Genomic DNA, 25,188 nt, shown 5'->3' on the forward strand with positions numbered 1-25,188 from the left:
CTACTGTCACATGAAACTTCGATTCCGAACAAAGATGGAGCGTTGATGAAGTCCGCGTCGCCTTCTTCCGCCGTACTGACGCCCATGGTCGAGGCGCGCGCCATCAACAAGTCGTTCGGGGCGGTCCGCGTGCTGACCGACGTGGACCTGACCGTCGCCGCCGGCGAGGTGGTCGTGCTGATCGGCCCCTCCGGCGCGGGCAAATCGACCCTGTGCCGCTGTCTGAACCGGCTGGAAAACGTCGATTCGGGCGTGGTCCTACTGGATGGGGAGGAACTGCCCGCCGAGGGTCGGGCATTGGCCCGGCTGCGCACCGAAGTGGGCATGGTCTTCCAACAGTTCAACCTGTTCGCGCACAAGACCGTGCTGCAGAACGTCACGCTCGGACCGACCCGGGTCAAGGGCCTGTCCGCGAGCGACGCGGACCGGCAGGCCCGGGCGTTGCTGGACCGGGTGGGCATCGCCGACAAGGCGGACCACTACCCGGCACAACTGTCCGGCGGCCAGCAGCAGCGTGCCGCGATCGCCCGGGCCCTGGCCATGCAGCCCAAGGTGATGCTCTTCGACGAACCGACCAGCGCGCTGGACCCGGAGATGGTCAACGAGGTCCTGGACGTGATGGTCGACCTGGCCCGCGAGGGCATGACCATGGTCGTGGTCACGCACGAGATGGGCTTCGCCCGCCGGGCCGCGGACCGCGTGGTCTTCATGGCCGACGGACAGATCGTCGAGGTCGGCACGCCCGACACCTTCTTCACCGCTCCGACCACGGACCGCGCCCGGGACTTCCTGTCCAAGGTGCTCAGTCACTGACACCCCGGGTACCTCGCCGGCGCCCACCGGGCCGTACCCCCTCGTCCCGTCCCCACCACACCCTCACCTGCGAAGGAAGGCCCCGATGTCCGGCTTCCCCCTGCGTCGCCCGCGCGCCGCCGCAACCCCGCGTCGCCTGCGCTCCGCCGTCCCGGCGGTGCTCGCGGCCCTGTCCCTGACCGCGCTGGCCGCCTGCTCCGGGGGCTCCTCCTCGGACGTGCCCGGCGGCGCCAAGCCGGCCGGCGAGGACGTCGCCAAGAAGGCCGACGTCGCCCCGGACAGCGCGATCCTGCCCAACTCCACGATGGCCAAGATCAAGGCGCGCGGCTATCTGATCGTCGGCGGCTCGCAGGACGCGCCGCTGTGGTCGCAGCTCAACCCGATATCCGGCAAGACGGACGGGTTCGACGCCGAGATGGGCCGGTTGCTCGCCAAGTACATCATCGGCAAGCCCGAGGTGAAGATCGTCAGTTCGGCCACCGAGACCCGTGAGGCGCTGCTCCAGAACGGCACCGTCGACGTGGTCTTCCAGACCTACACGATCACCCCCAAGCGGGCCGAACAGGTCGCCTTCGCCGGTCCGTACTACTCGTCCGGCCAGGCCATCCTGGTCAAGAAGGGCGCGGGCGGCATCAAGACGCCGGCCGACCTGAACGGCAAGACCGTGATCGCCGGCGCCAACACGCCCGCCATCGCCGCGATCAAGCAGGTCGCCCCCGACGCGAAGGTGGTCACCTTCGGCAGCGACCCGGAGTGCGTCACCGCGCTGCGCCAGGGCCGCGGCGACGCCTACGTCCAGGACCAGGCGCTCCTGGTCGCGGACGTCAAGCAGAACCCGGACACCACCGTGGTCGGCGAGCCGTTCACCGCCGATCCGTACGGCATCGGACTCGGGCACGACGACGCCGCGTTCAAGACGTTCGTCAACGACTGGCTGCGCAAGATCGGCCAGGACGGCTCGTGGCAGTCGGTCTGGAAGCAGACGCTGGGCACCGTCGTCGAGGGCAACCCGCCGACCCCGCCCGCGATCGGCGGCGTGCCCGGCTCCTGATCCCCGGGGCGGGAGGGCCGCACACCACGCCCTCCCGCCCCGGCGCTCGACCCGAGTCGCCCCCACCCGCGCGTCCCTTCCCGCCCTCTCCCGAAAGGCCATCGCCGATGGATGTCGTGCTGCGACATCTCTCCGCCTTCACCGACGGCATCACCACCACGCTCGAACTCACCGCGTTGTCGTTCGCCGGCGCGCTGCTGATCGGCGTCGTGGTGGCCGCCCTGCGGGTCTCCCCCGTCGCCGCCCTGCGCGGCGTGGGCACCGTGTACGTGGAGACCTTCCAGAACACCCCGCTGCTGGTCCTGCTCGTGCTGTTCGTCTTCGGCCTGCCCGAAGTCGGGGTGATCTTCCCGCTGTTCACCACCGCAGTGATCGTGATCGCGCTGTACGAGGCGGCCTACATCGCCGAGGCGGTGCGCTCCGGGATCAACACGGTCTCCATCGGCCAGGCCGAGGCGGCCCGGGCCCTGGGACTGACTTTCGGCCAGTCGCTGCGTCTGGTGATCCTGCCGCAGGCGCTGCGCGGCGTGGTCCAGCCGATCGGCAACATCTTCATCGCGCTGACCATGAACACCTCGTTGGCCGCGGCGGTGGGCGTGGTCGAACTGACCTCCGCCGCGAACCGGGTCAACCTGCTGGAGGCGCAGCCGATCCCGGTGTTCGTCGGCGCGGGCCTGGGCTACATGGTCATCTGCGCCGCCGCGGGCCTGCTCACCGGCGTGATCGAGCGGAAGGTGGCGATCGTGCGATGAGCGCGTCCCGAGTGTTGTTCGACGAGCCCGGCCCGATCGCGCGTCGCCGGATGCGCATCGCCGGCATCGTGGCCGGTGTCACAGTGGCCGCGCTGTTGGCCCTGGCCGTACGGCGGTTCGCCGACCACGGCCAACTCGACGCGGACAAGTGGCGGCCCTACACCACGTGGCCGATGTGGCGATATCTGCTGGAGGGCCTGTGGGCCACGATCCGCGCCGCGGCCGTCGCCACCGCGCTGTCCGTGGCCGGCGGCATCGTACTGGCCCTGGGGCGGTTGTCCCGGCGTCGTGCGCTGCGTTGGCCGGCCACCGTGTACATCGAGGTGATGCGTACCGTTCCGGTGTTGCTGCTGGTCTATCTGGTCCTGTTCGGACTGCCGCACTACGGCGTGGACCTGCCGCTGTTCTGGAAACTGGTGTTGCCTTTGTCGGTGTCCGCCGCCGCCGTGTTCGCGGAGATCTTCCGGGCCGGCATCCTGTCCCTGGACCGGGGTCAGCGCGAAGCGGGCCTGGCCGTCGGCCTGACCGACACGCAGACCATGCGGCTGATCGTGCTGCCGCAGGCGATCCGCCGGTTGTTGCCGTCGCTGGTCAGCCAATCGGTGGGCCTGCTCAAGGACACCTCGCTGGGTTTCATCGTCAGCTATTCCGAACTGCTGTACAGCGGCCGGGTGTTGGCCAGCTACAACCGACTGCTGATCCAGACCTACATCATCATCGCGCTCGTCTACATCGTGCTCAACGCGTCGTTGTCCAAGCTGGCCCGCACGCTGGAGGCCCGGCAGGGCTTCCGCCCCGCCGGCCGCCGCAACCTGCGGACCCTGCTGCGGGCTCGCGCGGGCGCGGACGGCCGGCTGTGAGCGGGCCGCGCACGACCGCGCCGACCGTGACCGCACCACCCGTGACCGCACCACCCGTGCTCGGCGACCCGAGCGAATGCCCCGCCCCGGAGGACCCGATGCGCCAGGAGGACACCGTGCGCCCCGAACCCAGCACCCGCTACGCCGAGTTGGCCGAGGTGGTCCGCTCCGGCTTCGTGGAGAGTCGGCACTTCGGCAGCCTGGTCGCGCTGGCCCCGGACGGGCGGCCCGTGATCGAGCTCGGCGACCCGAACGAGCCGGTGATACCCCGCTCTTCGGCCAAGCCGTTCCAGGCGCTGGCCTGTCTGCGCGCGGGTGCGCCGTTGGTCGGGGCACATGTGGCCATCGCGGCGGGCAGCCATACCGGGCAGGACTTCCACGTGCACGCGGTGGGCGAGATCCTCGCGGCGGCCGGCCTGACCGGCAACGCGCTGCGGTGTCCGCCGAGTCGGCCGGAGGACGAGGCGGCCTACCGGGCGATGATCGGGCGCGGCGAGGCAAACTCGCGGGAGCGGATGAACTGTTCCGGCAAACACGCCGCGATGTTGGCCGCGTGTGTCGCGGCCGGGTGGCCCACCGACGGCTACCTCGATCCGGCGCACCCGCTCCAGGTGCTGGTCCGCGAGGGCATCGAGGAGTCGGCGGGCGAATCGACGGTACACACCGCCGTGGACGGCTGCGGCGCGCCGGTGTTCGCGATGACCCTGACCGGGCTGGCCCGCGGCGTCCGCGCGCTGGCCACCTCGTCCGACGGTCCCGGGCGCACGGTGGCCGACGCGATGCGCGAGCACCCGCGCTACGTCGGCGGGGACGGGCAGGCCAACACCGAGGTGATGCGGCTGCTGCCCGGCGTCGTGGTCAAGGGCGGCGCCGAGGGCGTGTTCGTGGCCGCGACGACCGCCGGGCACGCGGTCGCGGTCAAGGTGATCGACGGCAGCCCGCGCGCGACCACCGCGCTCGCGCTGGCCGCGTTGCGCACGCTCGGCGTGGACACGGCCGCGGCGCACGAGTGGGCGTCCGTACCGGTGCCGGGCGGCGGTCTGCCGGTCGGCGAGGTCCGGGTGACCGCCATGCCGACCTGACGTCCCCCTCCGCTCATCCGCTCATCCTCGCTCACCGGGAGAAACACGCCATGATCGTCACCGCCGGCCCCGACACCACCCCGACCTACGAGATCTGCATCGACGACGTCCCCGGCGCGCTTGCCGCCGAACGGGTGGGCGCGCACCGGGTCGAGTTGTGCGCGGACCTGTTCGAGGGCGGCATCACGCCCAGCCTCGGCCTGATCGAGACGACCCTGGCCGCCGTCGACACGATCCGGGTCCATGTCATCGTGCGTCCGCGTGGCGGCGACTTCGTGTACGACGAGTACGAGGTCGCCGCGATGCGTCGGGACGTCGAGGCGATCCGGGCGGCCGGCGCGCACGGCGTGGTGATCGGCGCGCTGACCGCGGACGGCGACCTGGACCGGCCGGTGATCGAGCAGCTGATGGCCGCGGCCGGCGATCGTTCGGTCACCTTCCACCGCGCCTTCGACATGACCCGCGACCCGCACGCCGCGCTGGAGCAGCTGATCGAACTCGGTGTCGACCGGGTGCTCACCTCCGGCCAGGACAGCAGCGTGCTGGAGGGCGCACCGCTGATCGCGCGCCTGGTCGAACAGGCCGCGGGCCGGATCGTGATCATGCCGGGCGGCGGCATCACCGCCCGCAACATCGACCGGGTGCTGGCCGCCACCGGCGTGCGCGAGGTGCACTTCGCGGCCGGTGCGGTTCTGGAGAGCACCGCGACGCACCGCAACCCGCTCCCCTACATGGGCGGCGCGCTGCGGCAGCCGGAGTACGCCCGCCGGGTGACCTCGGCGGACGGCATCCGCGACGTGGTCGAGGCCGCCCGCAGGCGCTGACCCGAAGGCGCGGGCGGCCGTCGGGAAACCGTCGGCCGGAACGCGATGAGTTTGCCGCGCGAAACAGGTCGGTACTCGTGTACGTCACCCCGCACCGAGTACCGGAGGTAACGATGACCGGCAAGGGATTCACCACCTGTCTGTGGTTCGACGGTCAGGCCGAGGAGGCCGCGAACCACTACCTGTCCATCTTCGAGGACGGCAAGCTGGGCCGGATCGGCCGCTACACCGAGGCCGGTCCCGGTCCGGCGGGCTCCGTGCTCGCCGTCGAGTTCGAGATCAACGGGCAGCGCTTCGTCGGCGTCAACGGCGGCCCGCAGTTCACCTTCGACGAGGCCATCTCGTTCCAGATCCCGTGCGCCGATCAGGACGAGGTGGACTACTACTGGGCCAAGCTGTCCGAGGGCGGGTCGGAGGGGCCCTGCGGGTGGCTCAAGGACAAGTACGGCGTGTCCTGGCAGGTCGTGCCGACCGAGCTGATCGACCTGATCGGCGACCCGGACCCGGAGAAGGCGACCCGGACCACCGCCGCGATGCTCAAGATGGGCAAGCTCGACATCGCCGCGCTGCGCAGGGCGTACGCCGGCGAGTGACCACCTCGCGGCTGCGCGGACCGGCTCGTGCCCCCTGTCCCCGGGGCACGAGCCGGTGATCGCGCGCCGCCGAACACGACGCGGCGCGAGGTTGCGGGTGGCTCGGCAACCGCGCCTCGCCCCGGGCTCGATACGAGCGCAGCGGCGAGGTGTTCCGTACCGTCGCCGAAGACCGGCACGGACCCGCTCGGTGACGACCCACCCGAGCGGCGCCGGGCCGAAGCGGCCGTCGTGACGCTGCGCCGGTACCCGGCCGAGCACACCTCGGCACAGGGCTGAGGGTGTGTCGGTGTTCGTCGAACTCGCCTCCCGGGCGGTCGCGGCCCCGGGCCGCAGTCGCCGGGGGCGCTGCGCCGGCTGGCCGCCGCGTGCACTATTCGACGTCGGTCGTGTCCCGGGTCGTGGCCGCCGCGTGGACCGACGGGTCGGCGGCCAGATCGCGGATCAGGGTCAGGGCATAGGACTCGATGGCGGTGACCAGGTCGACCTCCGTCGGGTCGAGCAGCCATTGCATCTGCAGACCGTCCATCGTGGCCAGGAGTTCCGCGGCCTTGTGCGCCGGGTCGATCTCGGCGCGGATCTCGCCGGTGGCCTGGGCGTCGGTGATGATTCGGGCGATCAGCGCGCGCAGTCGTCGATAGCGCTCGACGAAGTACTCGTGGGCGGGATCCTCCGCGTCCAGGTTCTCCATGGTCAGCACCGCGAGCAGGCGCGCGAGACCCGGTTCGCGCTGATTGCGGTGTGCGGAGGCGGGCAACTCCCGGATCGCCCGCAGGCCGCCGATGGCCACCGACTCCTGGGCGAACTCGATGCTCTGCGCGCCCCGTCGCTCGATCACCGCCTGCAACAGTCCTTCCTTGCTGCCGAAGTAGTAGAGCAGCGCCGGCTGGGTGATCCCGGCGCGGGCCGCGACCTCGGCCAGGCCGGTGCCGCGAAAGCCGCTGCGGGCGAAGAGTTCGCCGGCGATGGTCACCAGTTCCTCGCGCCGTCGCGCGCCGCGCTCACTGCGCCCCGGGCCGCGGCGGGGCTGGGGGCTTCCTCGGGACGGCCGCGCACGATCCTCGTCGTCTCCGCGTGTTCTCTCAGTCACAGTCAGCATCCTATCATTTTTATCTAGTGGTTAGTAAAAAACGGAGTTAGGGTGTGTCCGCCGAGCGGCAGCGGGGGTCCCCGCCGCTCGGGATCCACTCGGGATCCGGGCGTTCCGCATCGGGTGCCGGGAGCCGAGGGTCGAGAATCGGAAGGACACGCACGATGCAAGACACACTCGTGGGCCGTCGTTGGCAGGGCCAGTGGCTCTGGACCGAACACGGTGCGGTGGGGGAGCCGCCGCACGAGAACCCGATGAACGGATCGCTGGATCCCGAGCGATTCGACCGCCGCGTGTTGTTCCGGCGCACCTTCGAGTTGACCGAGATACCCGAGCACGCACCGTTTCGGATCAGCTCCGACTCCCGACACGTGCTGTACGTCAACGGCGTCGAACTGACCCGCGGCCCGATCCGACACGGTACCCGCCGGCTGTACTACGACCACGGCGACGCGGCCGCGGCGCTGCGCCCCGGACGCAACGTGATCGCCGTGCTGGTGCGCTTCTACGGCCACCGCACCGCATGGTGGGTACCCTCCCCGACCACGTACACCCTGGGCGGCGGCGCGCTGGTCGCCGAGTTCGGCGTCGGCGGGGACACCTGGATCGCCACCGACGCGTCCTGGCGCTGCCTGGAGTCGGACGCCTGGACCCCGTGCGCACCGCAATCCACGGTCTCCCCGCAGATCCCCGAGATCCTGGACGCCAGGCGGCTCGACCCGGCCTGGACCGGCCTCGACTTCGACGACGAACACTGGCCTGCCGCAACGGTGTTGCCCGCCTCGCACGTGGGCAGCGCGGGCGCCACCCGGCCACCCTCCGAGCCGTACGGCGCATTGTTGCCCAACCCGCTGCCGCAACCGGGCGGGGCCACCCGCACACCCGCCTCCTTCGCCACCGCGGCGCTGACCGCGGCCCCGCGTCCCCAGGGCCCGCTCGGCTTCGCCGACATTCACACCGCACTGGCCGACGCACTCGGCGAGATCCGCCCCGAGGCCCGGCCCGACACCGCGGCCGACCCGGACGAGACGTCCGCGGTCTCCTCGCTCGCACTGCCCGCCGGCCGCCGACTGGTCATCGCCGACCTCGGCCGAATGGTCAGCGGCACGCTGCGCATCGACGTCGAAGCCGCCCCCGGCACCGTGCTGTTCGGCGCGCTCAGCGAGTCGCCGACCCCCGCGGCGCTCTCCAGCGCGGCGTGCTTCGCATACACCACACGCGGCGGCGACGGCGAACGATTCGAACTCGGCGACCCGGCGGGCGGGCGCTACATCGTGCTCGTGGTCTGCGCCACCGGCCCGCTCCGGCTCACCCCGACCCTCGCCGAACGACTGCGCCCGCGTCCGGCCGGCCCGTACTTCGCCTGCTCGGACCCGCTGTTGACGGAAATCCATCGGGTGGGCCTGCGCACCGTGGACCTGACCGCACACGACGCCTACATCGACTGCCCCAGCCGGGAACAGCGGGCCTGGACGGGCGACGCGGTCGTGCACCAGTCGGTCGACCTGGTCAACAACCCGGACTGGAGCCTGGCCCGGCACGCACCACTGCTCACCGCGACCCCGCGCGCGGACGGCCTGTTGCCGATGGTGGTCGCGGGCGACGCCGGCGATCCGGACCTGATCACCATCCCGGACTGGTCGCTGCACTGGGTGCGTTCGGTGCACAACCTCTACCGGCACACCGGCGACCGCGCCCTGGTGGCCCGCCTGATGCCCGCCGCCGAAGCAGTGCTCGACTGGTTCACCGCCTTCCTCGGCCCGGACGGCCTGGTCCGGGACGTGACCGGATGGGTGCTGATCGACTGGTCGCCGGTGCAGGTCGAGGGCACCAGCGCAACACTGAACGCGCTGTGGGCACGCGCCCTGGGCGACTTCGCAGAGATGGCCCACTGGCTCGGCGACGCCGGTCGGGCCGCGTGGGCACGCGGCCTGCACGACGTGGTGCGCGCGGGCTTCGAGGTGTTCTGGGATGCCCGGCGGGGCGGCTACCGCGACCACGCGGTCCACGACGTGGTACAGCCCGCGATGAGCGAGCACACCACCGCCGCCGCGGTCTGCGCCGGCCTGGTCCCGGCCGAACGCACACAACGGGTACGGGAGTTCCTACTCGCCCGGGACGCCATGTTCACCCTGGCGCCGGTCGCCGCGCACGGCGGCGATGCGGACGGCGCGCCGACCGGCCACCGGATCGAGCGCTTCTCCCCGCCCTCGGTCACCTGGGACGTGCACCGGCAAGTCGTGGGCGCCCAGCCCTTCTTCCGCTACGTCGTGCACGACGCACTGGCCCGGCTGGGCGCCGCGGACGCGCTCACCGGGCTGTACCGCGACTGGGCACGGCTGCTGGCCACCGGGCCCACCGCGTGGCGGGAGACCTGGGAGGGCGGCACCTACTGCCACGGCTGGTCCGCCACACCCAGCCGCGATCTGCTCGTGTACACGCTGGGCGTCACCCCCGCCGAGCCCGGCTATGCCACGGTCCGCGTGGCCCCCCGGCTCGGCGACCTGAGCTGGGCCAGGGGCGCGGTGCCCACCCCGCACGGGCTGGTCCACGTGCACGTCGACGGCAATCGTGTCCACGTCGAATCCCCGGTGCCGGTCACGCTCGTGGCCCCGGACGGCAGCGTCGCCGACCACCCCGCGGGCACGTTCGACACCGCCCTGGACGCCCTCGCCGGGGGCGCCCTCGTCGACGCCGCGCCGGTCGCACCCCGCGGCCAGGGCACGAATCGAGGTCGACCATGACCACCGTCACCCCGCACACCACGTCGAGACCGGTCGTGCGGCCGGCCCCGACCCGCACACCCCCGCCGCGCCGACCCCGCAACGGCCGCGTGCCGTGGTGGTTCGTCGTACCCGCCGCCGCGGTCCACCTCGCGGTCCCGGTCGTACCGGCACTGCGCGGCGCGAGCCTGTCGCTGACCGACTGGGACGGCATCAGTGCGACCCGGGACCCCGCAGCCCGACTTCGACGCGAGAATGGCGGCCGGTCAGGCGACCTTCGCCGGCTCGGGCTGGGCGAGCGCGTTCACCAAGTACCGGGAGATGCAGGACCGGGGATGCTTCGACGCGGACCCCGGCGGCACCAGCCTGACCGCGGCGAGCGGACAGTTCCTGGCGGGCAAGTCGGTCGGCTTCGTGATGACCACGTCGGCGGCGAACTCGGTGGCCAAGGCCGCGCCGGGTACGAAGATCGCCTCGTTCCCGCTGCCCGCGTCCGATGTGGTCGCGGAGAACCGGGTGCCGGTCGCGCCGAGCAGCGGCCTGGCGGTCCATGCGAGGAGCGGCCACAAGGCCGCGGCGATCAGGTTCCTGGACTTCCTCGCCCGCCCCGAGGTGATGAGCGCCTACGCCAGGACGGCGGATGTGCCGCCGCTGCTGACCGGTGTGGAGTACACCCCCTCGCCCGTGCAGGCCGTCGTCGTGCAGGCGCCGGCCCAGGGCAACACGAGCCCGTGGCCGGATCAGCACTGGCCGAACACCCAGGTCCAGCAGGCGCACTTCGCCGGCGTGCAGGAACTGCTCACGGGGCGGGCGTCGGTGAACTCGGTGCTCGCAAACATGGACAAGGAGTACAGGCGCAAGTAGCCCGGGGCATCCGGTCGTGGTCTCGGATCGCGGTCGTCGGTCGTGGTTCCGGCTCCCCGGCTCCGGCTCCTTCCACCATCGCACGTTCTCCCTCCAGCCTCCTTCCCGCCTTGTCCCTCCCGCCGTCCCGGCCGCACGACCCGCGCCCCGCGCCCTCGTGCGGCCGGGGGCGGTTCGGGTCGGCAACCCCGTCCGGCGCCCGGCGCCGCCGCATACCCCTGGAGTGCCCTGTGCAGCAACAACTCGGTGTGGCCGCCCTCTTGAGCGATTCCGCACTGCGCCACCCGGACCGCGTCGCCGTCGTCGAAGGCGAAATCCGGGTCGGCTACCGGCAGTTGTGGGCCGATGTCCTGCGCTACGCCGCGGCATTGCGCGAGCGTGGCGTCGAGCCGGGTGATCGGGTCGCGATCATGTTGCCGAACATCGCGCTGTTCCCGCGCGTGTACTACGCGGTCATCGCGGCCGGTGCCTCGGTCGTACCGATCCACGCGCTGTTGGTCGCGGAGGAGGTCGAATTCATCCTGCGACACAGCGGATCCGTGCTCGTGATCAGCGGCGGCGCGTTGTGGCCGACCGCGCTGGCCGCCGCCGACGCGGCCGGCATCGCGGCGCTGGGCGCCGACCACGAGCACCGCGGCGAGCCGCTGACCACCGCCCACCCGACCACGGCCGACGACATCGCGGCCATCCTGTACACGAGCGGCACCACGGGTCGCCCCAAGGGCGCCCGGTTGACCCACCTGAACCTCGTGCTCAACGCCACCGTCTGCGCCCAGGACCTGCACGAACTCGGCCCGGGGGACGTGGTGTTGGGCTGTCTGCCGCTGTTCCACAGCTACGGCCAGACCTGCGCGATGAACGCCGCGCTGCGCGCCGGGGCCACGCTCGTACTGATGCCGCGCTTCGACGCGGCCGGCGCCGTCGACGTGATCGTCCGCGAGGGGGTGAGTGTCTTCATGGGTGTGCCGACCATGTTCCACGCGCTCACCGAGGCGGCCGGCGAACGAACCATGCCGAGCCTGCGGTTGGCGGTATCCGGCGGCGCCGCCCTGCCGGTCGCCGTGCTGGAGCGGTTCGAGGCGGCGTTCGGCACGCACGTGTTCGAGGGATACGGGCTGACCGAGACGTCCCCGGCCGCGACCTTCAACCAACGACTGCTCGGCCGCCGACCCGGCACGGTCGGGCATGCGATCCGCGGTGTGGAGGTGGCCGTCGCCGCCGCCGACGTGGACGAACGCATAGACCTGCTGCCGACGGGGACGGTCGGCGAGGTCGTGGTCCGCGGCCACAACGTCTTCGCCGGCTACCTGGACGACCCGGCCGCCACCGCCGCCGCGATCGTGGACGGCTGGTTCCGGACCGGCGACCTCGGCGTCGTCGACGAGGACGGTTTCCTTGCCATCGTCGACCGGAAGAAGGACCTGGTCATCCGCGGCGGCTACAACGTCTACCCCCGCGAGGTCGAGGAAGTCCTGGCCCGGCACCCGGCGATCGCCCAGGTCGCGGTGTACGGCGCGGCGCACGAGGCGCTCGGCGAGGAGGTGCATGCCGCGGTCGTCCTGCGCCCCGCCCCGGCCGGTACCCGGGCCCCGACACCGGAGGAGTTGATCGACTGGGCGCGTGAACACCTCGGTCGGCACAAGTATCCGAGGGTGATCCGCACGCTCGACGCACTGCCGCTGGGGCCCACCGGCAAGATCCTGAAGCGGGCCCTGCGCGACGAGGCGACGGGCGAGGGCGGCGGCGGGGTTTGACGGGTGAAACGCAACGGACGGGGCCTCAGGCGCCGGCCAACGCGGCGTTCGCCCGCTCGGTGATCAGGGCCAGCACCCGGCCCGTGACCGCCAGGTCCTCGGCCGGGATGTCGGCGTACAGTCGGGCCGAGATCGGGGCGGTCTCGGCGGCGCTGTTCTCGTACAACTCCCGCCCGGCGTCGGTCAGTCGCAGCCGGGACGCCTGCGCCGGGTCCGCCTCCAACAGTTCGGCGGCCGTCAGTTCCCCGATCACGTCGTGCACGAGCGATTCGTCGGCTTTCAGCGAACCGACGACGTCGGCGACCAGCTCGTCACGGCCGATGCTCCCACCCGCGACCGCGACGACCCGGAGCGTCACGCTCTGGTGGAACGTGGCGCCGTGGCGGGCCAACACTCTTTCCAGGAGGGCCCGTCCGGCGTAGTGCGTCAGGGCGATGACCCGGGCGTTGGCGGGGACGGGGGTGGGGGCGGTTGCGGTGCCGGTCATGACTGCTCCTCAGGATTCTCGGTGCTGCTCGACTGATGAATACAGTACATGACGACTATGTACATGGCTACTATTTACCGGAGTGGGCGCGCCCGGCACCGCCACTCCCCGTCACCGACGACGGCCGCGCATGCGGTTGGGCATGCGGCCGGGCATGAGGAAGGTCGGGAGGCGGCCACTCACCGCACTCCCGACCTTCCGATCCGGTGGGCTACTTGAGCCCGTTGTCGACCGCGGTCATCAGCACTCCGGTGTCCCCGCTCATCTCCCAGAGCATCGCGCCCAGGAGGTTCTTGGTGCGGAGCCAGGCCGTCTTCTTACCGATGGACCACGCGTCGTCGAAGGTCCACCATTGGCCGTTGTTGCCGGTGTAGCCGTAGGTCGAGACCGACTGTTCGTCGTGGTAGACGGTCAGGTTCGGTACCGACGCGATCAGGTTGGCGTAGCCCCTGGTACCGGACTCCTCCGGGAACTGGCCCGGTGCGGCGCCGTTGGCGGCCTGCCATTCGCCGTGCGCCCCGCCGTCCGTGACCTGTTGCCAGCCACGTCCGTAGAACGCGAGCCCGAGCACCAGTTTGCGTGGGTCGACGCCTTGGTCCAGGTAGTACTGGACGGTCGATTCCACGCTGAACTTGGTCGGGTACGGGTCCCCCGCGTCGACGTACAGGTTGCCCTGGTCGCCGGTGCGGTTGGGTTCCCAACTGTTGTCACTGCCGGAGCCGTGGAAGTCGTAGCCCTGGACGTTGGCGAAGTCCATGTAGTCGAACACGCTGGGCGTGCCGTCCCGCGTGCTGATGTCCCAGCCCGCATCGATCTTGCCCGGGTCCGCCGGGGTGAACGCGGTGAGCAGGTAGTGCTTGCCGGTGGTCGTGGTCAGCGCTTCCATCTGCTTGCGGAACTCGGCCATCAGCAGGGTCAGGTTGTTCTTGTCGTCGGTCGAGATGTGGTTGCCGGCGTGACCCTCGGAGCCGGGCCATTCCCAGTCGATGTCGAACCCGTCGAAGACACCCGCCGCGACACCGGTGCCGCCGCGTCCGTTGGTCACCGGCAGGTTGCCCTTGATGTACATGTCCACGCAGGACTTCACGAACTTCTGCCGCGACGCGTCGGTCTTGGCCGCGTCCGAGAAGTACCTGCTGTACGTCCAGCCGCCGATCGAGATCAGCGTCTTCAACTTCGGGTACTTGGCCTTGAGTTGCAGAAGCTGGTTGTAGCTTCCGGCCAACGGCTGGTTCCAGGTGTCGGCGGTTCCGTTGACGGACTCGCCCGCACCGACCGAGCGTTCGTAGTCGGCCCACGAATCGCCCGCGCCGTCACCCTGGTTGGGGTCCTGCGGTCCCGGAGTGGTGGCCCTGGTGACGCCGTTGAGGCAGGTCAGGTTGGTGGGATCGATGTTGGAGAAGGCGTAGTTGAGGTGCGTCAGCTTGGCCGCCGCCCCGGAGGTGTCCAGCGACTTCATCGTGTAGGCGCGGCCGTAGATGCCCCACTGCACGAAATAGCCCACCCGCGCGTAGTCGTTGCCGGGGGTGCCTCCGCCGGTGGTCTTGACCGTCAGCGGCGCACTGGCCGGGCCGGTCTGGTCGATGGTGTCCCGGGCGACCACCGTGTAGGTGTACGTGGTGTTCGCCGTCAGGCCGGTGTCCCCGTAGGTGGTGCCGGTCACGGTCGCGAGTTTGGTCGCGCCTCGGTAGACGTCGTAGTTCTTGACGCCCTGATCGTCGGTCGCCGCCGCCCAGTTGAGCGTCAGCGAGGTGTCGGTGACCGCGCTCGCCTGGGGTGTGCCCGGCGCCGTCGGTGGGTTGTCGGTGCCGCCCGTCGGCCTGGTGCGCAGGGTGGCCGTCGAACTCGCGGGCCCGGTCTGGCCGATCGTGTCGCGGGCGACGATCTTGTACGTGTATGCGGTGTCGGCGGTCAGGCCGGTGTCGGTGTACGCGGTGCCGGTGGCCGTGCCGACCACCGTGCTGCCCCGGTAGACGTCGTAGTTCTGAACGCCCTTGTCGTCGGTGGCGGCCGGCCAACTCAGCGAGATCGAGTCGACGGTGGTCGCCGTGGCGGTGGGTGTTCCCGGTGCGCTCGGCGGGTTGTCCACCGGCGGTGCGCCGTCACAGGGACCGCCGTTGACCTTGCAGTTGCTCGGACTGCCGGGTCCGGAACCGAGGAGGCCGAACTTGGCACTGGCCCCGGGTGCGAGCGAGCCGTTGTACTCACGGTTCTTCGCGGTGATGTGCGTTCCGGACTTGGTGATGAGCGCGTCCCAGTACGAACCCAGGTTGGTGCCGGTGGGGAAGTCCCATTCGACGGTCCAACTCGTGATCGCGGTGGTACCGGTGTTCTTGATCGTCCATTCCGCCTGGAAGCCGCTGCCCCAGTCGGAGGTCTTGGCGAACGTTGCGGTCGCGCCCGCGGCAGCCTGCGCGGGCGCGGCCGAGAGGCCGACCATCGCGGCGAGCGGGAGTAACAGGGCGGCACAGATCGCAATGAATCTCTTGCCTGGTTCGGTGCGTTTGGTGCGCCTCACGGTTCCGATGGCCATGGGTGCTCCTGGATTGGGATCCGATGGAGAACCTGCGCCCCACAATGAGCCGGGATGTCCGGCTCACACAGTAGGGCGAGCGTAATGAAGGTCTGGACCAATAATCAAGGTCTAGACCAGTAGGGATCAGCTCGAATCGGGATCTCCCCACCGACGGCTGCCATTTCGTTGGCCGCACTCGTTCTTCCACAGGCCTTCACGCAAAATGTGATTTGTGACATGGTACATGTCACGCGGTCGGCCGGACGCTCCCCTTCCGGTCTGCCGTGGCACCAACTGCCTTGCCACCGTTGGGATTTCGGTGAGGCAGCGACCAGGACCACGCTCGCGCCGATCCCGGAAGTCCCCGGAGCGGGACCGGCGACGAACCGCTCATGCCGTGGCACCACCCCTCAACCGGAGGCACGCATCGGCGTGACCTCCGTCCCGCAAGGAGACGGTCTTTGCGAACCACATCGGCACGACAGGGACTTCGCCGCATCGCGGTGGTAGGCATCTCCCTCGCCATGGGCTTCGGATTGTTCACCCAGCCCGGATCGGCCGCCCCCTCCGATCCGGCCGCGGCGACGTCCACGTCCCGGGCAACCGCCGGCTCGTCCCCCAACTCCTCCTCCACCGCCGGACCGTCGGCCGGCACCGCCCCCAGCGCACCGGCCGACCAGACCCCGCACACCCAGGGCAAACCGCTGCCGGTACCCGTGCAACCACCGCTGTCCGCGTCCGCGTCGGCCACCGCCAAGCGCGACTACGACGACCCGGCGGCGGCCGTGCTCCCGAACCGCCCGTCGATGGCCGCCGGGCAACGCACCGCCGCGGCGGCGACCTGTACGGTCGCCGACTTCGCCAGTCGCACCGGCAGCGCGCTCGTCCAGCAGATCAAGGCGTCGACCACCGACTGCGTCAACACGCTGTTCACGGTGACCGGGACGGACGCCTCCTCGATCTTCCGTGAGGCGCAGATGACTTCGGTCGCCTACGCCCTGCGCGACCTGGCCGGTGCCTACCCGGGCAACGGCAGCACCGGTGCCCCGCAGATCGTGCTCTTCCTGCGGGCCGGCTACTACGTGCACTGGTACAACCAGTCCACCGTGGGCACCTACGGGCCCACGTTGCAGACCGCCATCCGGTCCGGTCTGGACACCTTCTTTGCCAACGCGCACTCCTCCGACGTCACCGACGCCAACGGCGAGACGCTGGCCGAGGCGGTCACCCTGATCGACAGCGCCGAGGAGAACGCCCGCTACCTGTCCGTGGTCAAGCGCCTGTTGGCGGGCTACAACAGCTCGTACGACGCGTCCTGGTGGATGAAGACCGCGGTCAACAACGTCTTCACCGTGCTGTTCCGCGGCCACCAGGTCCCGGAGTTCGTCAGCACCGTCAAGGCCGACCCGAGCGTCATCGACGCGGTCGACGCGTTCGCGACCGCACACCGTGACCTGCTCGGCACCGACCGGGCCTTCCTGACCACCAACGCGGGTCGCGAACTGGTGCGCTTCGTCCAGTACCCGACCCTGCAGACCAGGGTGCGCCCGATGGTGCGCACCCACCTCCAGGCCACCTCGATCACCGGCCCGACCGCCTCGTTGTGGGTCGCACTGGCCTCGGGCGCGGACTACTACGACAAGGCGCAGTGTGCCTATTACGACACTTGCGATCTCGCCACTCGGCTGACCGCGGCCGTACTGACCGTCGACTACACCTGCAGCGACAGCATCAAGATCCGCGCGCAGGAGATGACTTCGGCCAACCTCACCCAAGCGTGCACCAGCCTGCGCAACCAGGACGCCTACTTCCACAGTGTGGCCGCGGACAACGGCCCGGTCGCCAACGACCACAACACCAAGATCGAAGTCGTGGTCTTCGACTCCAGCACCGACTACCAGACCTACGCCGGTGCGATCTTCGGCATCGACACCAACAACGGCGGCATGTACCTGGAGGGCGACCCGAGCGCGGCCGGCAACCAGCCGCGCTTCATCGCCTACGAGGCCGAGTGGACGCGTCCCGCGTTCGAGATCTGGAACCTCAACCACGAGTACACGCACTACCTCGACGGCCGCTTCGACATGGCCGGCGACTTCGACGCCGGTGTCACCACCCCCACCATCTGGTGGATCGAGGGCTTCGCGGAGTACGTCTCCTACTCCTACCGCAAGCTGCCCTACGACGCGGCGATCACCGAGGCGGGCAAGCGCACCTACGCCCTGAGCACGGTGTTCGACACCACCTACTCCAACGACACGACCCGCATCTACCGCTGGGGCTACCTCGGAGTGCGGTACATGCTGGAGAAGCACCCCGCGGACATCACCCGACTGCTGGGCTACTACCGGACCGGCGACTGGACCGGCGCCCGCACGTTCCTGACGAGCACCATCGGCAGCCGCTACGACAGCGACTGGTACACCTGGCTCGCGGCCTGCGCGGCAGGTGGGTGCGGCGGCGGCACCACTCCCGGCAACCGTCCGCCGGTGGCCGAGTTCACCAGCGCCGTCAACGGCACCTCGGTCGCCTTCACCGACACCTCCACCGACCCGGACGGCACCATCGCCTCCCGGGCCTGGGACTTCGGCGACGGCACCACCTCGACCGAGGCGAACCCGACCAAGACCTTCGCGGCCGGCAGCCACACCGTGCGGCTGACCGTCACCGACAACGCGGGCGCCACCGCGAACGTCACGCACACCGTCACCATCGGCGGCGGTGGCGGCACCGAGTGCACCGACCCCGACACCCGCGCGCTGGGCAAGAACTGCCGGCGCAGCAACCTGTCGGCGACCAAGGACGGCAACGACAAGCTCTACTTCTACATCTACATCCCCGCGGGTACCGCCAAGCTGACCATCACCACCGCCGGCGGTACCGGCAACGCCGACCTCTACTACAACAGTGCCGTGTGGGCCACGAACACCGCCTACACCGCCAAGTCCACCGCGGCCGGAAACGCCGAGTCGCTGACCATCACGGCACCGTCCGAGGGTTACCACTACATCGGCCTCCAGGCGACGGAAACCTTCGCCGGGACGTCGGTCACCACCGCCTACTGATCCGAACACGCACCACCGATCGCACGGAACGCGCACCACGAGTCGCGTGAGCCACAGCGGGCGGCGGCGGGACCCTACCGGGTCTCGTCGCCGCCCGTCGTCGATTCGCGCACGACCAACTCGGGCCGGAACACCACCTGCCGATGGGTGTGCGACTCCGGCTGCTCGCTCTCCTCGAAGAGCAGTTCGGCGGCCGTACGCCCGAGCCGATACGTGGGCTGACACACCGAGGTCAGCGGCACCGCCGACGCCGCCGCGAACTCGATGTCGTCGTAGCCCACCACCGCGACGTCCTGCGGAACCCGCACCCCCGCACGCGACAACTCGCGCATCAACCCCATCGCCAGCAGGTCGTTCGCGCAGAACACCGCCGACGGCAGCCGACCGTCGGCAAGCAGCCGGACGGCGGCCTCGGTGCCCGAGCGGGCGTTCATCGCCGGCACCACCACATCCCGGGTGCACGTGCCCAGCCGCAGTCCCGCGTCGCGCAGCGCGGCCCGCATGCCGCGTCGCCGATCGGCACACTGACGGATGGTCAGCGGGCCGCTGACGAACACGAATTCGCGATGCCCCTCGGCGACCAGATGCTCGCCGGCCATCCGCCCGCCCGCCACGTCGTCCACCGCGACCGAGCACAGGTCGGCCCGGTCGCCGGTGCGATCGAGCAGCACCACGGCCAGCCCGCGCGCCCGCAACTCCGCCACCGGCAACTCGGCGTCCCGGGCGGGGGTGACCAACACGCCGCGCACCCGCTGCTCCTGAAGCACCCGCAGATACCGATCCTGCTTGGCTCCGGAGTCGTCCGAGTTGCACAGGATGACCACCGAGCCGCTCTCGTTGCACACGTCCTCCACGCCGCGCGCCACATCCGTGAAGAACGGGTTGGCCACGTCCAAAACGATCAGACCGACGGTGTTCGCGATGCCCGAACGCAGCGATCGGGCCGAGTCGTTGCGTACGAAGCCGAGCAACTCCACCGCTTCGAGCACCCGGGTCCGGGTCGACTCGGCGACCCGCTCCGGGTGGTTGAGCACGTTGGACACCGTGCCCACCGACACGCCGGCCCGACGGGCCACCTCTTTGATGCTCGACGTCGTCATCGGGGATCGATCCGCTTCTCCAGGCCGGTACGGTCCGGCGGCAACCATCACGGCAGCCTAACGGTTGCCACACCGCCGGCCCCTGCTCGGCGTCCGCGCCCGTTCGCCGCCGGTGCGGGCGCCCCGGTCACACCGGCAGGCGATCCGCCGCTCGCGCCCAGTCGCCCGCGTCGCCGCACGGCTCGTACCGGCGCAGCGGCTGGGTCTCGCGCAACAACCGGCGCAGGTCCGCCAGCGAGCCGGTCACGCTCCCGGCCGCCCGGGCCTGGATCAGCAGATTGCCCAGCGCCGCCGCCTCGGTCGGCCCGGCCACCACCGGCAGTCCGCACGCGTCCGAGGTCACCTGGCACAGCAGCGTGTTCAGCGCCCCGCCGCCGACGATGTGCACGACGTCGACCGCGTGTGCCGCCAGCCGCTGCGCGTCCAGCACCGCGCCCCGGTAGGCGAGCGCCAGGCTGTCCACGATGCAGCGCACCATCTCGCCGGGCGTCTCGGGCACCGGTTCGCCCGCCCGCCGACAGGCCGCCGCGATCCGGTCCGGCATGTCGCCGGGCGCCAGGAAGGCGGGATCGGCGGCGTCCACCAGTGACCGCAGCGCCGGTACCTGTGCCGCTTCGTCGAGCAGCCGCTCCAGCGACTGCGGTCGGCCCAGCCGGTCCCAGTACCGCATGCACTCCTGGAGCAGCCACAACCCCATCACGTTGCGCAGGTAGCGCACGGTGCCGTCGACGCCCAGCTCATTGGTGAAGTTGGCCCGACGGCTCTCCTCGGTGAGCACCGGGGCGTCGAGTTCGACCCCGACCAGCGACCACGTGCCACTGGAGATGTACGCGAACCGGCTGCCGTCCGCCGGTACCCCGACCACCGCCGACGCGGTGTCGTGCGATCCGACGGCGGTGACCCGTACGGGCCCGCGCAGCCCCGTCTCGGCGAGCACCTCCGCGGTGAGCGCGCCCGCCGCCTCGCCGGGCAGCCGCAGCGGCGGGAACAACCCCGGATCGAGCCCGAGCGCGTCCATCACCGCACTCGACCAGCGTCCCGAACGGGGATCCAGCAACTGGGTGGTGGAGGCATTGGTGGCCTCGGTGCCCGCCACTCCGGTCAGCCAGTACGACATCAGATCCGGAATCAGCAACGCCTGCCGAGCGGCCGCGAATTGCGGTGTGCCGGACGCCGCAACGAGCTGATGCACCGTATTGAAACTCGCATGCTGGATCCCGGTGTTCGCATACAGATCCGCCGCATCCATCCGGCCGTACACCTGCTCCGACACCCCATCGGTGCGCGCGTCCCGATAATGCACCGGATTCCCGAGCAGCACCCCATCCGCATCCAACAATCCGAAATCAACCGCCCAGGAATCAATCCCCACACTCACCGGCGAGCCCCCCACCCGCCCCGCAGCCCGCAACCCGTCCAACACGCCCGCATACAACCCGAGCACGTCCCAATGCAAAGTCCCACCGACCCGCACCGGCCGATTCGCAAACCGATGAGCCTCACTCACCGTCAACACCCCACCCCCCACCCGCCCAGCCAGCACCCGCCCACTGGACGCCCCCAAATCAACAGCCACAAATCCCCGCACCCCAACCCCTCCTCACCAAAAACCCCAACCCAACCAAACCCCAACCGCCCCAGCCCCCCCGACACTCAAGGCAAACCCACCCCCACCAACCCACGAGCCAAGCAACCCGGCCACCACTTGAAGCCCCCGACCCACCCAGCCCCGCCGGCATTCGAGGCAAACCAGCCCGGCCGACGCATGAGGCAATTCAGCCCGGCCGGCGCTTGAGGCCACTCAGCCCCGCCGGCGTTTGAGGCGAACCCAACCCGCCCAACGCACGAGGGCAACCAACCCACCCAACGCACGAGGCAAGTCAGCCCGGCCGGCGCTTGAGGCCACTCAGCCGCGCCGGCGTTTGAGGCGAACCAGCCCGCCCGGCGCTTGAGGGCAACCAGCCCGGCCGGCGCTTGAGGCCACACAGCCCCGCCGGCGCTTGAGGGCAACCAGCCCGGCCGGCGCATGAGGCCACACAGCCCCGCCGGCGCTTGAGGCGAAACAGCCCGGCCGGCGCTTGAGGCCACCCAGCCCCGCCGGCGCTTGAGGCGAAACAGCCCGGCCGGCGCATGAGGCCACACAGCCCCGCCGGCGCTTGAGGCGAACCAGCCCGCCCGGCGCATGAGGGCAACCAGCCCGGCCGGCGCTTGAGGCCACACAGCCTCGCCGGCGCTTGAGGCGAACCCAACCCAAACCCCACACGAGGCCCCCCAGCGGGCCTACCGCAGGAACGCCGCCGCGACCCCCGCATCGACCGGAACATGCAACCCCGTCGTATGCGACAACTCACCCCCCGTAAGCGCGAACACCGCATTGGCCACATGCTCCGGAAGCACCTCCCGCCCCAACAACGTCCGCCCCGCATAGAACGCCCCGAGCTGCTCCTCCTCGACCCCGTACACCGCAGCCCGCTCCGCCCCCCATCCCCCCGCAAAGATCCCCGACCCCCGCACCACCCCATCCGGATTGACCCCGTTGACCCGGATCCCATGCGCCCCCAACTCGGCCGCCAACAGCCGTACCTGGTGCGCCTGATCGGCCTTGGTCGCCCCGTACGCGACGTTGTTCGGCCCGGCGAAGACCCCGTTCTTGGAGGCGATGTAGACGATGTCACCGCCCCGCCCCTGCGCGATCATCGCCCGAGCCGCCTCCCGCGAGACCAGGAACGACCCCCGCGCCATCACGTCGTGCTGGAGGTCCCAGTCGCGCGCCGTGGTCTCCAACAGCGGCTTGGAGATGGACAGACCCGCGTTGTTGACCACCAGGTCCACCCCGCCGAAGGCCAACGCCGCCGCATCGAACGCGGCCAGGATGCCCTCCTCGGAGGTCACGTCGACCGTGACCGCGACCGCCCGATCCGGCCCACCGAGCGCTTCGGCGACCTCGGCCGCGCTCGCCGCGTTCAGGTCCGCGACCACCACACACGCGCCCTCGGCGACGAGCCGCCCGGCGATCGCCTTCCCGATGCCCGACCCCGCGCCGGTGACCAACGCCACCCGCCCGGCCAACGCACGCGGCGCCGGTTGCCGAGCCAACTTGGCCTCCTCCAGCGCCCAGTACTCGATCCGGAACTTCTCCCGCTCGTCGATCGGCGCGTACGTCGAGATCGTCTCGGCGCCCCGCATCACATTGATCGCGTTGACATAGAACTCGCCCGCCACCCGCGCGGTCTGCTTGTCCTTGCCGAACGAGAACATGCCCACACCCGGCACCAACACCACCGCCGGGTCGGCACCCCGCATGGCCGGGGAGTCCGGCTCGGCCTGCCGCGCGTAGTACGCGGCGTACTCCGACCGGTAGTTCGTGTGCAGTTCGCGCAGTCGGGCGATCACGTCCTCGATCGGCGCGTCGGCCGCCAGGTCCACCACGAGCGGCCGGACCTTGGTACGCAGGAAGTGGTCCGGGCACGAGGTACCCAGTGCCGCCAGCCTGGGGTGCTCGGCCCGCGAAAGGAACTCCAACACCTCCGCGCTGTCCGTGAAATGCCCGACCCGCACCTGATCGGTGGAGGCAAGACCCCGCACCACCGGAGCCAACTCGGCTGCCCGGGCCCGGCGTTGCTCCTCGGCCAGCGGCTCGGCCAGCAGTTCGCCGAACGGATGCCGAGCCGGGTCGAACCGCGCCGCGACGAACTTCTCCGCAGTCCGGATGATGTGCAGCGAGTTGCGTTCGCACTCGGCGCTGGTGTCGCCCCACGCGGTGATCCCGTGCCCACCCAGTACGCAGCCGATCGTGTTCGGGTTGGCCGCCCGGATGGCCGCGATGTCCAGGCCGAGCCGGAAGCCGGGTCGACGCCAGGGCACCCACGCCACGGTGTCGCCGAAGCACTCGGCGGTGAGCTTCTCCCCGTCCGCGGCCGTGGCGAGGGCGATGCCCGAGTCGGGATGCAGGTGGTCCACGTGCGCGGCGTCGAGCAGACCGTGCATCGCGGTGTCGATCGACGGCGCCGCGCCGCCCTTGCCGTGCGCGCAGAAGTCGAACGCGGCGACCATCTCGTCCTCGCGCTCATCCCCCGGATACCTGTCCGCCAGCGCACGCAGCCGATCCACCCGCAACACCGCGAGCCCGTCCTCGGTCAACGTGCCCAGGTCGCCGCCGGAGCCCTTGACCCACATCAGTTCCACCGTCGAGCCGGTGACCGGATCGGTCCCCTCGCCCTTGGCGGAGGTGTTGCCCCCGGCATAGTTGGTGTTACGCGGATCCGCCCCCAGCGCACGGGAACGCTCCAGCAGACGATCGACCTCGGACGAGGTGCCGGACATCGGCGAATCTCCTTGTGAATCGGAACCATCGATACAACGCGGCGGCAACACCGGCACGCCCACGCCCCGCACCCGCACCCGCACCCGGAAGGCTCAGGCGCCCCAGCCGGCCTGCGTGCCCCCGACCCGCTCGGCCCGGATCCGCTCCGCGTAGCCCGACGCGTGATAGGCCGCCACCGGATCCGGCGCCAGCCCCTGTTCCTCGCGCAACTCCCGCAGCAGCGGCCGGACATCGGTGTTGTAGGCATCCATCAGCACGGCATTCGCGCCGAGTACGTCGCCGGCCTGCTGCGCATCGGTCAGCGCGCCGGCGTCCACCAGAAGCGCCTTGGCGGTGGCCTCCTGGACGTTGGTCACCGAACGGATCTGGCCGGGGATCTTCGGCTCGATGTTGTGGCACTGGTCGAGCATGAAGTTCACCCCCTCGGCCGGGTCGAGCCCACCGCCACGCACCACCTCGTGCATGATCCGGAACAGTTGGAACGGGTCCGCCGCGCCCACCATCAGGTCGTCGTCCGCGTAGAAGCGCGAGTTGAAGTCGAACGCGCCGAGTCGGCCCTCGCGCAGCAGGAACGCCACGATGAACTCGATGTTGGTGCCCGGCGCGTGGTGTCCGGTGTCCACGCACACCACGGCCTTGGGGCCGAGCTTGAGGCAGTGCGCGTAGGCGGTACCCCAGTCCGGCACGTCGGTCAGATAGAACGCGGGCTCGAAGAGCTTGTACTCCAGCAGGATGCGCTGATCCGCACCGAGCCGGGCGTACACCTCGGCCAGCGCCTCGGCCAGGTGCCCCTGTCGGGTGGCGATGTCGCCCTGGCCCGGGTAGTTCGTCCCGTCCGAGAACCACAACTTCACGTCCCGCGAGCCGGTCGCATCCAGCACGTCCACACACGCGAGCAGGTGATCGATCGCCTTGCGGCGCACCCGGGCGTCGGGGTTGGTCACGCTGCCGAGCATGTAGTCGTCGTCCTGGAAGACGTTGGCGTTGATCGCGCCGATCCGCACCCCGTGCTCCCGGGCGTGTTCGGCCAGCTTCGTGTAGTCCTCGACCCGGTCCCACGGGATGTGCAGCGAGACGATCGGCGCCACGCCGGTGAAGGCGTGCACCTGTGCGGCGTCCGCGATCTTCTCGAACGGATCGCGCGGCACACCCTGCTGGGCGAAGACCTTGAACCGGGTGCCGGAGTTGCCGTAGGCCCACGAGGGGGTCTCGATCCGCTGAGCACGCAAGGCGGCCCGCACCATCGCGTCGTCTGTCATGGAAGCACTCTCCTGACACCACCGAGAAGAAA

Annotated in this window: 18 protein-coding genes; 11 read left to right on the top strand and 7 right to left on the bottom strand. The window is 70.5% G+C overall.

The features are described 5' to 3' along the window. The first annotated feature begins 45 nt into the window (after positions 1–45). The 7 genes from ABZ374_RS10525 to ABZ374_RS10555 all read left to right on the top strand — a co-directional run bounded on the left by ABZ374_RS10525 (position 46) and on the right by ABZ374_RS10555 (position 5,975). Positions 46–813, top strand: a complete 768-nt coding sequence (locus ABZ374_RS10525; RefSeq protein WP_360309133.1) for an amino acid ABC transporter ATP-binding protein — start codon at positions 46–48, stop codon at positions 811–813. An 85-nt stretch (positions 814–898) separates the two neighbouring features. Then, positions 899–1,864 (top strand): glutamate ABC transporter substrate-binding protein, encoded by a 966-nt coding sequence (locus ABZ374_RS10530; RefSeq protein ID WP_360309135.1) that lies wholly within the window; start codon positions 899–901, stop codon positions 1,862–1,864. A 107-nt stretch (positions 1,865–1,971) separates the two neighbouring features. Further along, positions 1,972–2,616: an amino acid ABC transporter permease gene (locus tag ABZ374_RS10535; protein ID WP_355543293.1), complete on the top strand. Its 645-nt coding sequence runs from the start codon at positions 1,972–1,974 to the stop codon at positions 2,614–2,616. Then, positions 2,613–3,476: an amino acid ABC transporter permease gene (locus ABZ374_RS10540; protein WP_360309136.1), complete on the top strand. Its 864-nt coding sequence runs from the start codon at positions 2,613–2,615 to the stop codon at positions 3,474–3,476. The genes ABZ374_RS10535 and ABZ374_RS10540 overlap by 4 nt, the downstream gene beginning before the upstream one ends. Positions 3,477–3,517: 41 nt before the next feature. After that, positions 3,518–4,558 (top strand): asparaginase, encoded by a 1,041-nt coding sequence (locus ABZ374_RS10545; RefSeq protein ID WP_360309138.1) that lies wholly within the window; start codon positions 3,518–3,520, stop codon positions 4,556–4,558. A gap of 50 nt (positions 4,559–4,608) precedes the next feature. Continuing rightward, a complete protein-coding gene (locus tag ABZ374_RS10550; protein ID WP_360309140.1) occupies positions 4,609–5,382 on the top strand; it encodes a copper homeostasis protein CutC in 774 nt (257 codons plus the stop codon). Between the two features lie 113 nt (positions 5,383–5,495). After that, the gene (locus tag ABZ374_RS10555) at positions 5,496–5,975 is read left to right on the top strand and encodes a VOC family protein (RefSeq protein ID WP_360309142.1); all 480 of its coding nucleotides are present in this window, start codon (positions 5,496–5,498) and stop codon (positions 5,973–5,975) included. A gap of 373 nt (positions 5,976–6,348) precedes the next feature. On the opposite strand, the gene ABZ374_RS10560 is transcribed toward ABZ374_RS10555, so the two are convergent. Beyond that, positions 6,349–7,065 carry a TetR/AcrR family transcriptional regulator gene (locus tag ABZ374_RS10560; RefSeq protein WP_360309144.1) on the bottom strand — a complete coding sequence of 239 codons (717 nt, stop codon included), beginning with the start codon at positions 7,063–7,065 and terminating at the stop codon, positions 6,349–6,351. Positions 7,066–7,229: 164 nt separating this feature from the next. On the opposite strand from ABZ374_RS10560, the gene ABZ374_RS10565 reads away from it, so the two are divergent. From ABZ374_RS10565 to ABZ374_RS10575, 3 genes are all read left to right on the top strand, one after another. Beyond that, a complete protein-coding gene (locus ABZ374_RS10565) occupies positions 7,230–9,809 on the top strand; it encodes an alpha-L-rhamnosidase C-terminal domain-containing protein (RefSeq protein ID WP_360309146.1) in 2,580 nt (859 codons plus the stop codon). A 195-nt stretch (positions 9,810–10,004) separates the two neighbouring features. Continuing rightward, positions 10,005–10,652: an extracellular solute-binding protein gene (locus tag ABZ374_RS10570; protein WP_360309148.1), complete on the top strand. Its 648-nt coding sequence runs from the start codon at positions 10,005–10,007 to the stop codon at positions 10,650–10,652. Positions 10,653–10,882: 230 nt separating this feature from the next. Then, positions 10,883–12,406, top strand: coding sequence for a long-chain fatty acid--CoA ligase (locus tag ABZ374_RS10575; protein ID WP_360309150.1), 1,524 nt, complete (start codon positions 10,883–10,885; stop codon positions 12,404–12,406). Positions 12,407–12,431: 25 nt separating this feature from the next. Here ABZ374_RS10575 and ABZ374_RS10580 read toward each other — a convergent pair whose 3' ends face one another. Further along, on the bottom strand, positions 12,432–12,893 hold the full coding sequence (locus ABZ374_RS10580) for a MarR family transcriptional regulator (protein ID WP_360309152.1): 462 nt from the start codon (positions 12,891–12,893) through the stop codon (positions 12,432–12,434). Positions 12,894–13,104: 211 nt separating this feature from the next. Continuing rightward, positions 13,105–15,426, bottom strand: a complete 2,322-nt coding sequence (locus tag ABZ374_RS10585; protein WP_360309154.1) for a glycoside hydrolase family 18 chitinase — start codon at positions 15,424–15,426, stop codon at positions 13,105–13,107. 506 nt (positions 15,427–15,932) lie between these two features. Here ABZ374_RS10585 and ABZ374_RS10590 point away from each other — a divergent pair. Beyond that, entirely contained in the window at positions 15,933–18,473 is a 2,541-nt protein-coding gene (locus ABZ374_RS10590; protein ID WP_360309264.1) for a collagenase, read from the top strand. Between the two features lie 74 nt (positions 18,474–18,547). Here the strand turns inward: ABZ374_RS10590 and ABZ374_RS10595 are convergent, their stop codons facing one another. The 4 genes from ABZ374_RS10595 to rhaI all read right to left on the bottom strand — a co-directional run bounded on the left by ABZ374_RS10595 (position 18,548) and on the right by rhaI (position 25,156). Then, positions 18,548–19,573 (bottom strand): LacI family DNA-binding transcriptional regulator, encoded by a 1,026-nt coding sequence (locus ABZ374_RS10595; protein WP_360309156.1) that lies wholly within the window; start codon positions 19,571–19,573, stop codon positions 18,548–18,550. A gap of 127 nt (positions 19,574–19,700) precedes the next feature. Then, entirely contained in the window at positions 19,701–21,161 is a 1,461-nt protein-coding gene (locus ABZ374_RS10600) for a rhamnulokinase family protein (protein ID WP_360309158.1), read from the bottom strand. A gap of 692 nt (positions 21,162–21,853) precedes the next feature. Then, the gene (locus ABZ374_RS10605; RefSeq protein WP_360309160.1) at positions 21,854–23,896 is read right to left on the bottom strand and encodes a bifunctional aldolase/short-chain dehydrogenase; all 2,043 of its coding nucleotides are present in this window, start codon (positions 23,894–23,896) and stop codon (positions 21,854–21,856) included. 93 nt (positions 23,897–23,989) lie between these two features. Next, positions 23,990–25,156, bottom strand: a complete 1,167-nt coding sequence (gene rhaI, locus ABZ374_RS10610; RefSeq protein WP_360309162.1) for an L-rhamnose isomerase — start codon at positions 25,154–25,156, stop codon at positions 23,990–23,992. Positions 25,157–25,188: the final 32 nt, after the last annotated feature.

This window comes from Embleya sp. NPDC005971 (assembly GCF_040629175.1).
In the GTDB taxonomy this organism is placed as follows: Bacteria; Actinomycetota; Actinomycetes; order Streptomycetales; family Streptomycetaceae; genus Embleya.

Excerpts from the sequence above, each read along its gene's own strand:
- ABZ374_RS10535 (WP_355543293.1), top strand. The coding sequence starts at position 1,972 with ATGGATGTCGTGCTGCGACATCTCTCCGCCTTCACCGACGGCATCACC.
- ABZ374_RS10565 (WP_360309146.1), top strand. The coding sequence starts at position 7,230 with ATGCAAGACACACTCGTGGGCCGTCGTTGGCAGGGCCAGTGGCTCTGG.
- ABZ374_RS10530 (WP_360309135.1), top strand. The coding sequence starts at position 899 with ATGTCCGGCTTCCCCCTGCGTCGCCCGCGCGCCGCCGCAACCCCGCGT.
- ABZ374_RS10540 (WP_360309136.1), top strand. The coding sequence starts at position 2,613 with ATGAGCGCGTCCCGAGTGTTGTTCGACGAGCCCGGCCCGATCGCGCGT.
- ABZ374_RS10590 (WP_360309264.1), top strand. The coding sequence starts at position 15,933 with ATGGGCTTCGGATTGTTCACCCAGCCCGGATCGGCCGCCCCCTCCGAT.
- ABZ374_RS10605 (WP_360309160.1), bottom strand. The coding sequence starts at position 23,896 with ATGTCCGGCACCTCGTCCGAGGTCGATCGTCTGCTGGAGCGTTCCCGT.
- ABZ374_RS10525 (WP_360309133.1), top strand. The coding sequence starts at position 46 with ATGAAGTCCGCGTCGCCTTCTTCCGCCGTACTGACGCCCATGGTCGAG.
- ABZ374_RS10555 (WP_360309142.1), top strand. The coding sequence starts at position 5,496 with ATGACCGGCAAGGGATTCACCACCTGTCTGTGGTTCGACGGTCAGGCC.
- ABZ374_RS10550 (WP_360309140.1), top strand. The coding sequence starts at position 4,609 with ATGATCGTCACCGCCGGCCCCGACACCACCCCGACCTACGAGATCTGC.
- ABZ374_RS10595 (WP_360309156.1), bottom strand. The coding sequence starts at position 19,573 with ATGACGACGTCGAGCATCAAAGAGGTGGCCCGTCGGGCCGGCGTGTCG.
- ABZ374_RS10585 (WP_360309154.1), bottom strand. The coding sequence starts at position 15,426 with ATGGCCATCGGAACCGTGAGGCGCACCAAACGCACCGAACCAGGCAAG.
- ABZ374_RS10580 (WP_360309152.1), bottom strand. The coding sequence starts at position 12,893 with ATGACCGGCACCGCAACCGCCCCCACCCCCGTCCCCGCCAACGCCCGG.
- rhaI (WP_360309162.1), bottom strand. The coding sequence starts at position 25,156 with ATGACAGACGACGCGATGGTGCGGGCCGCCTTGCGTGCTCAGCGGATC.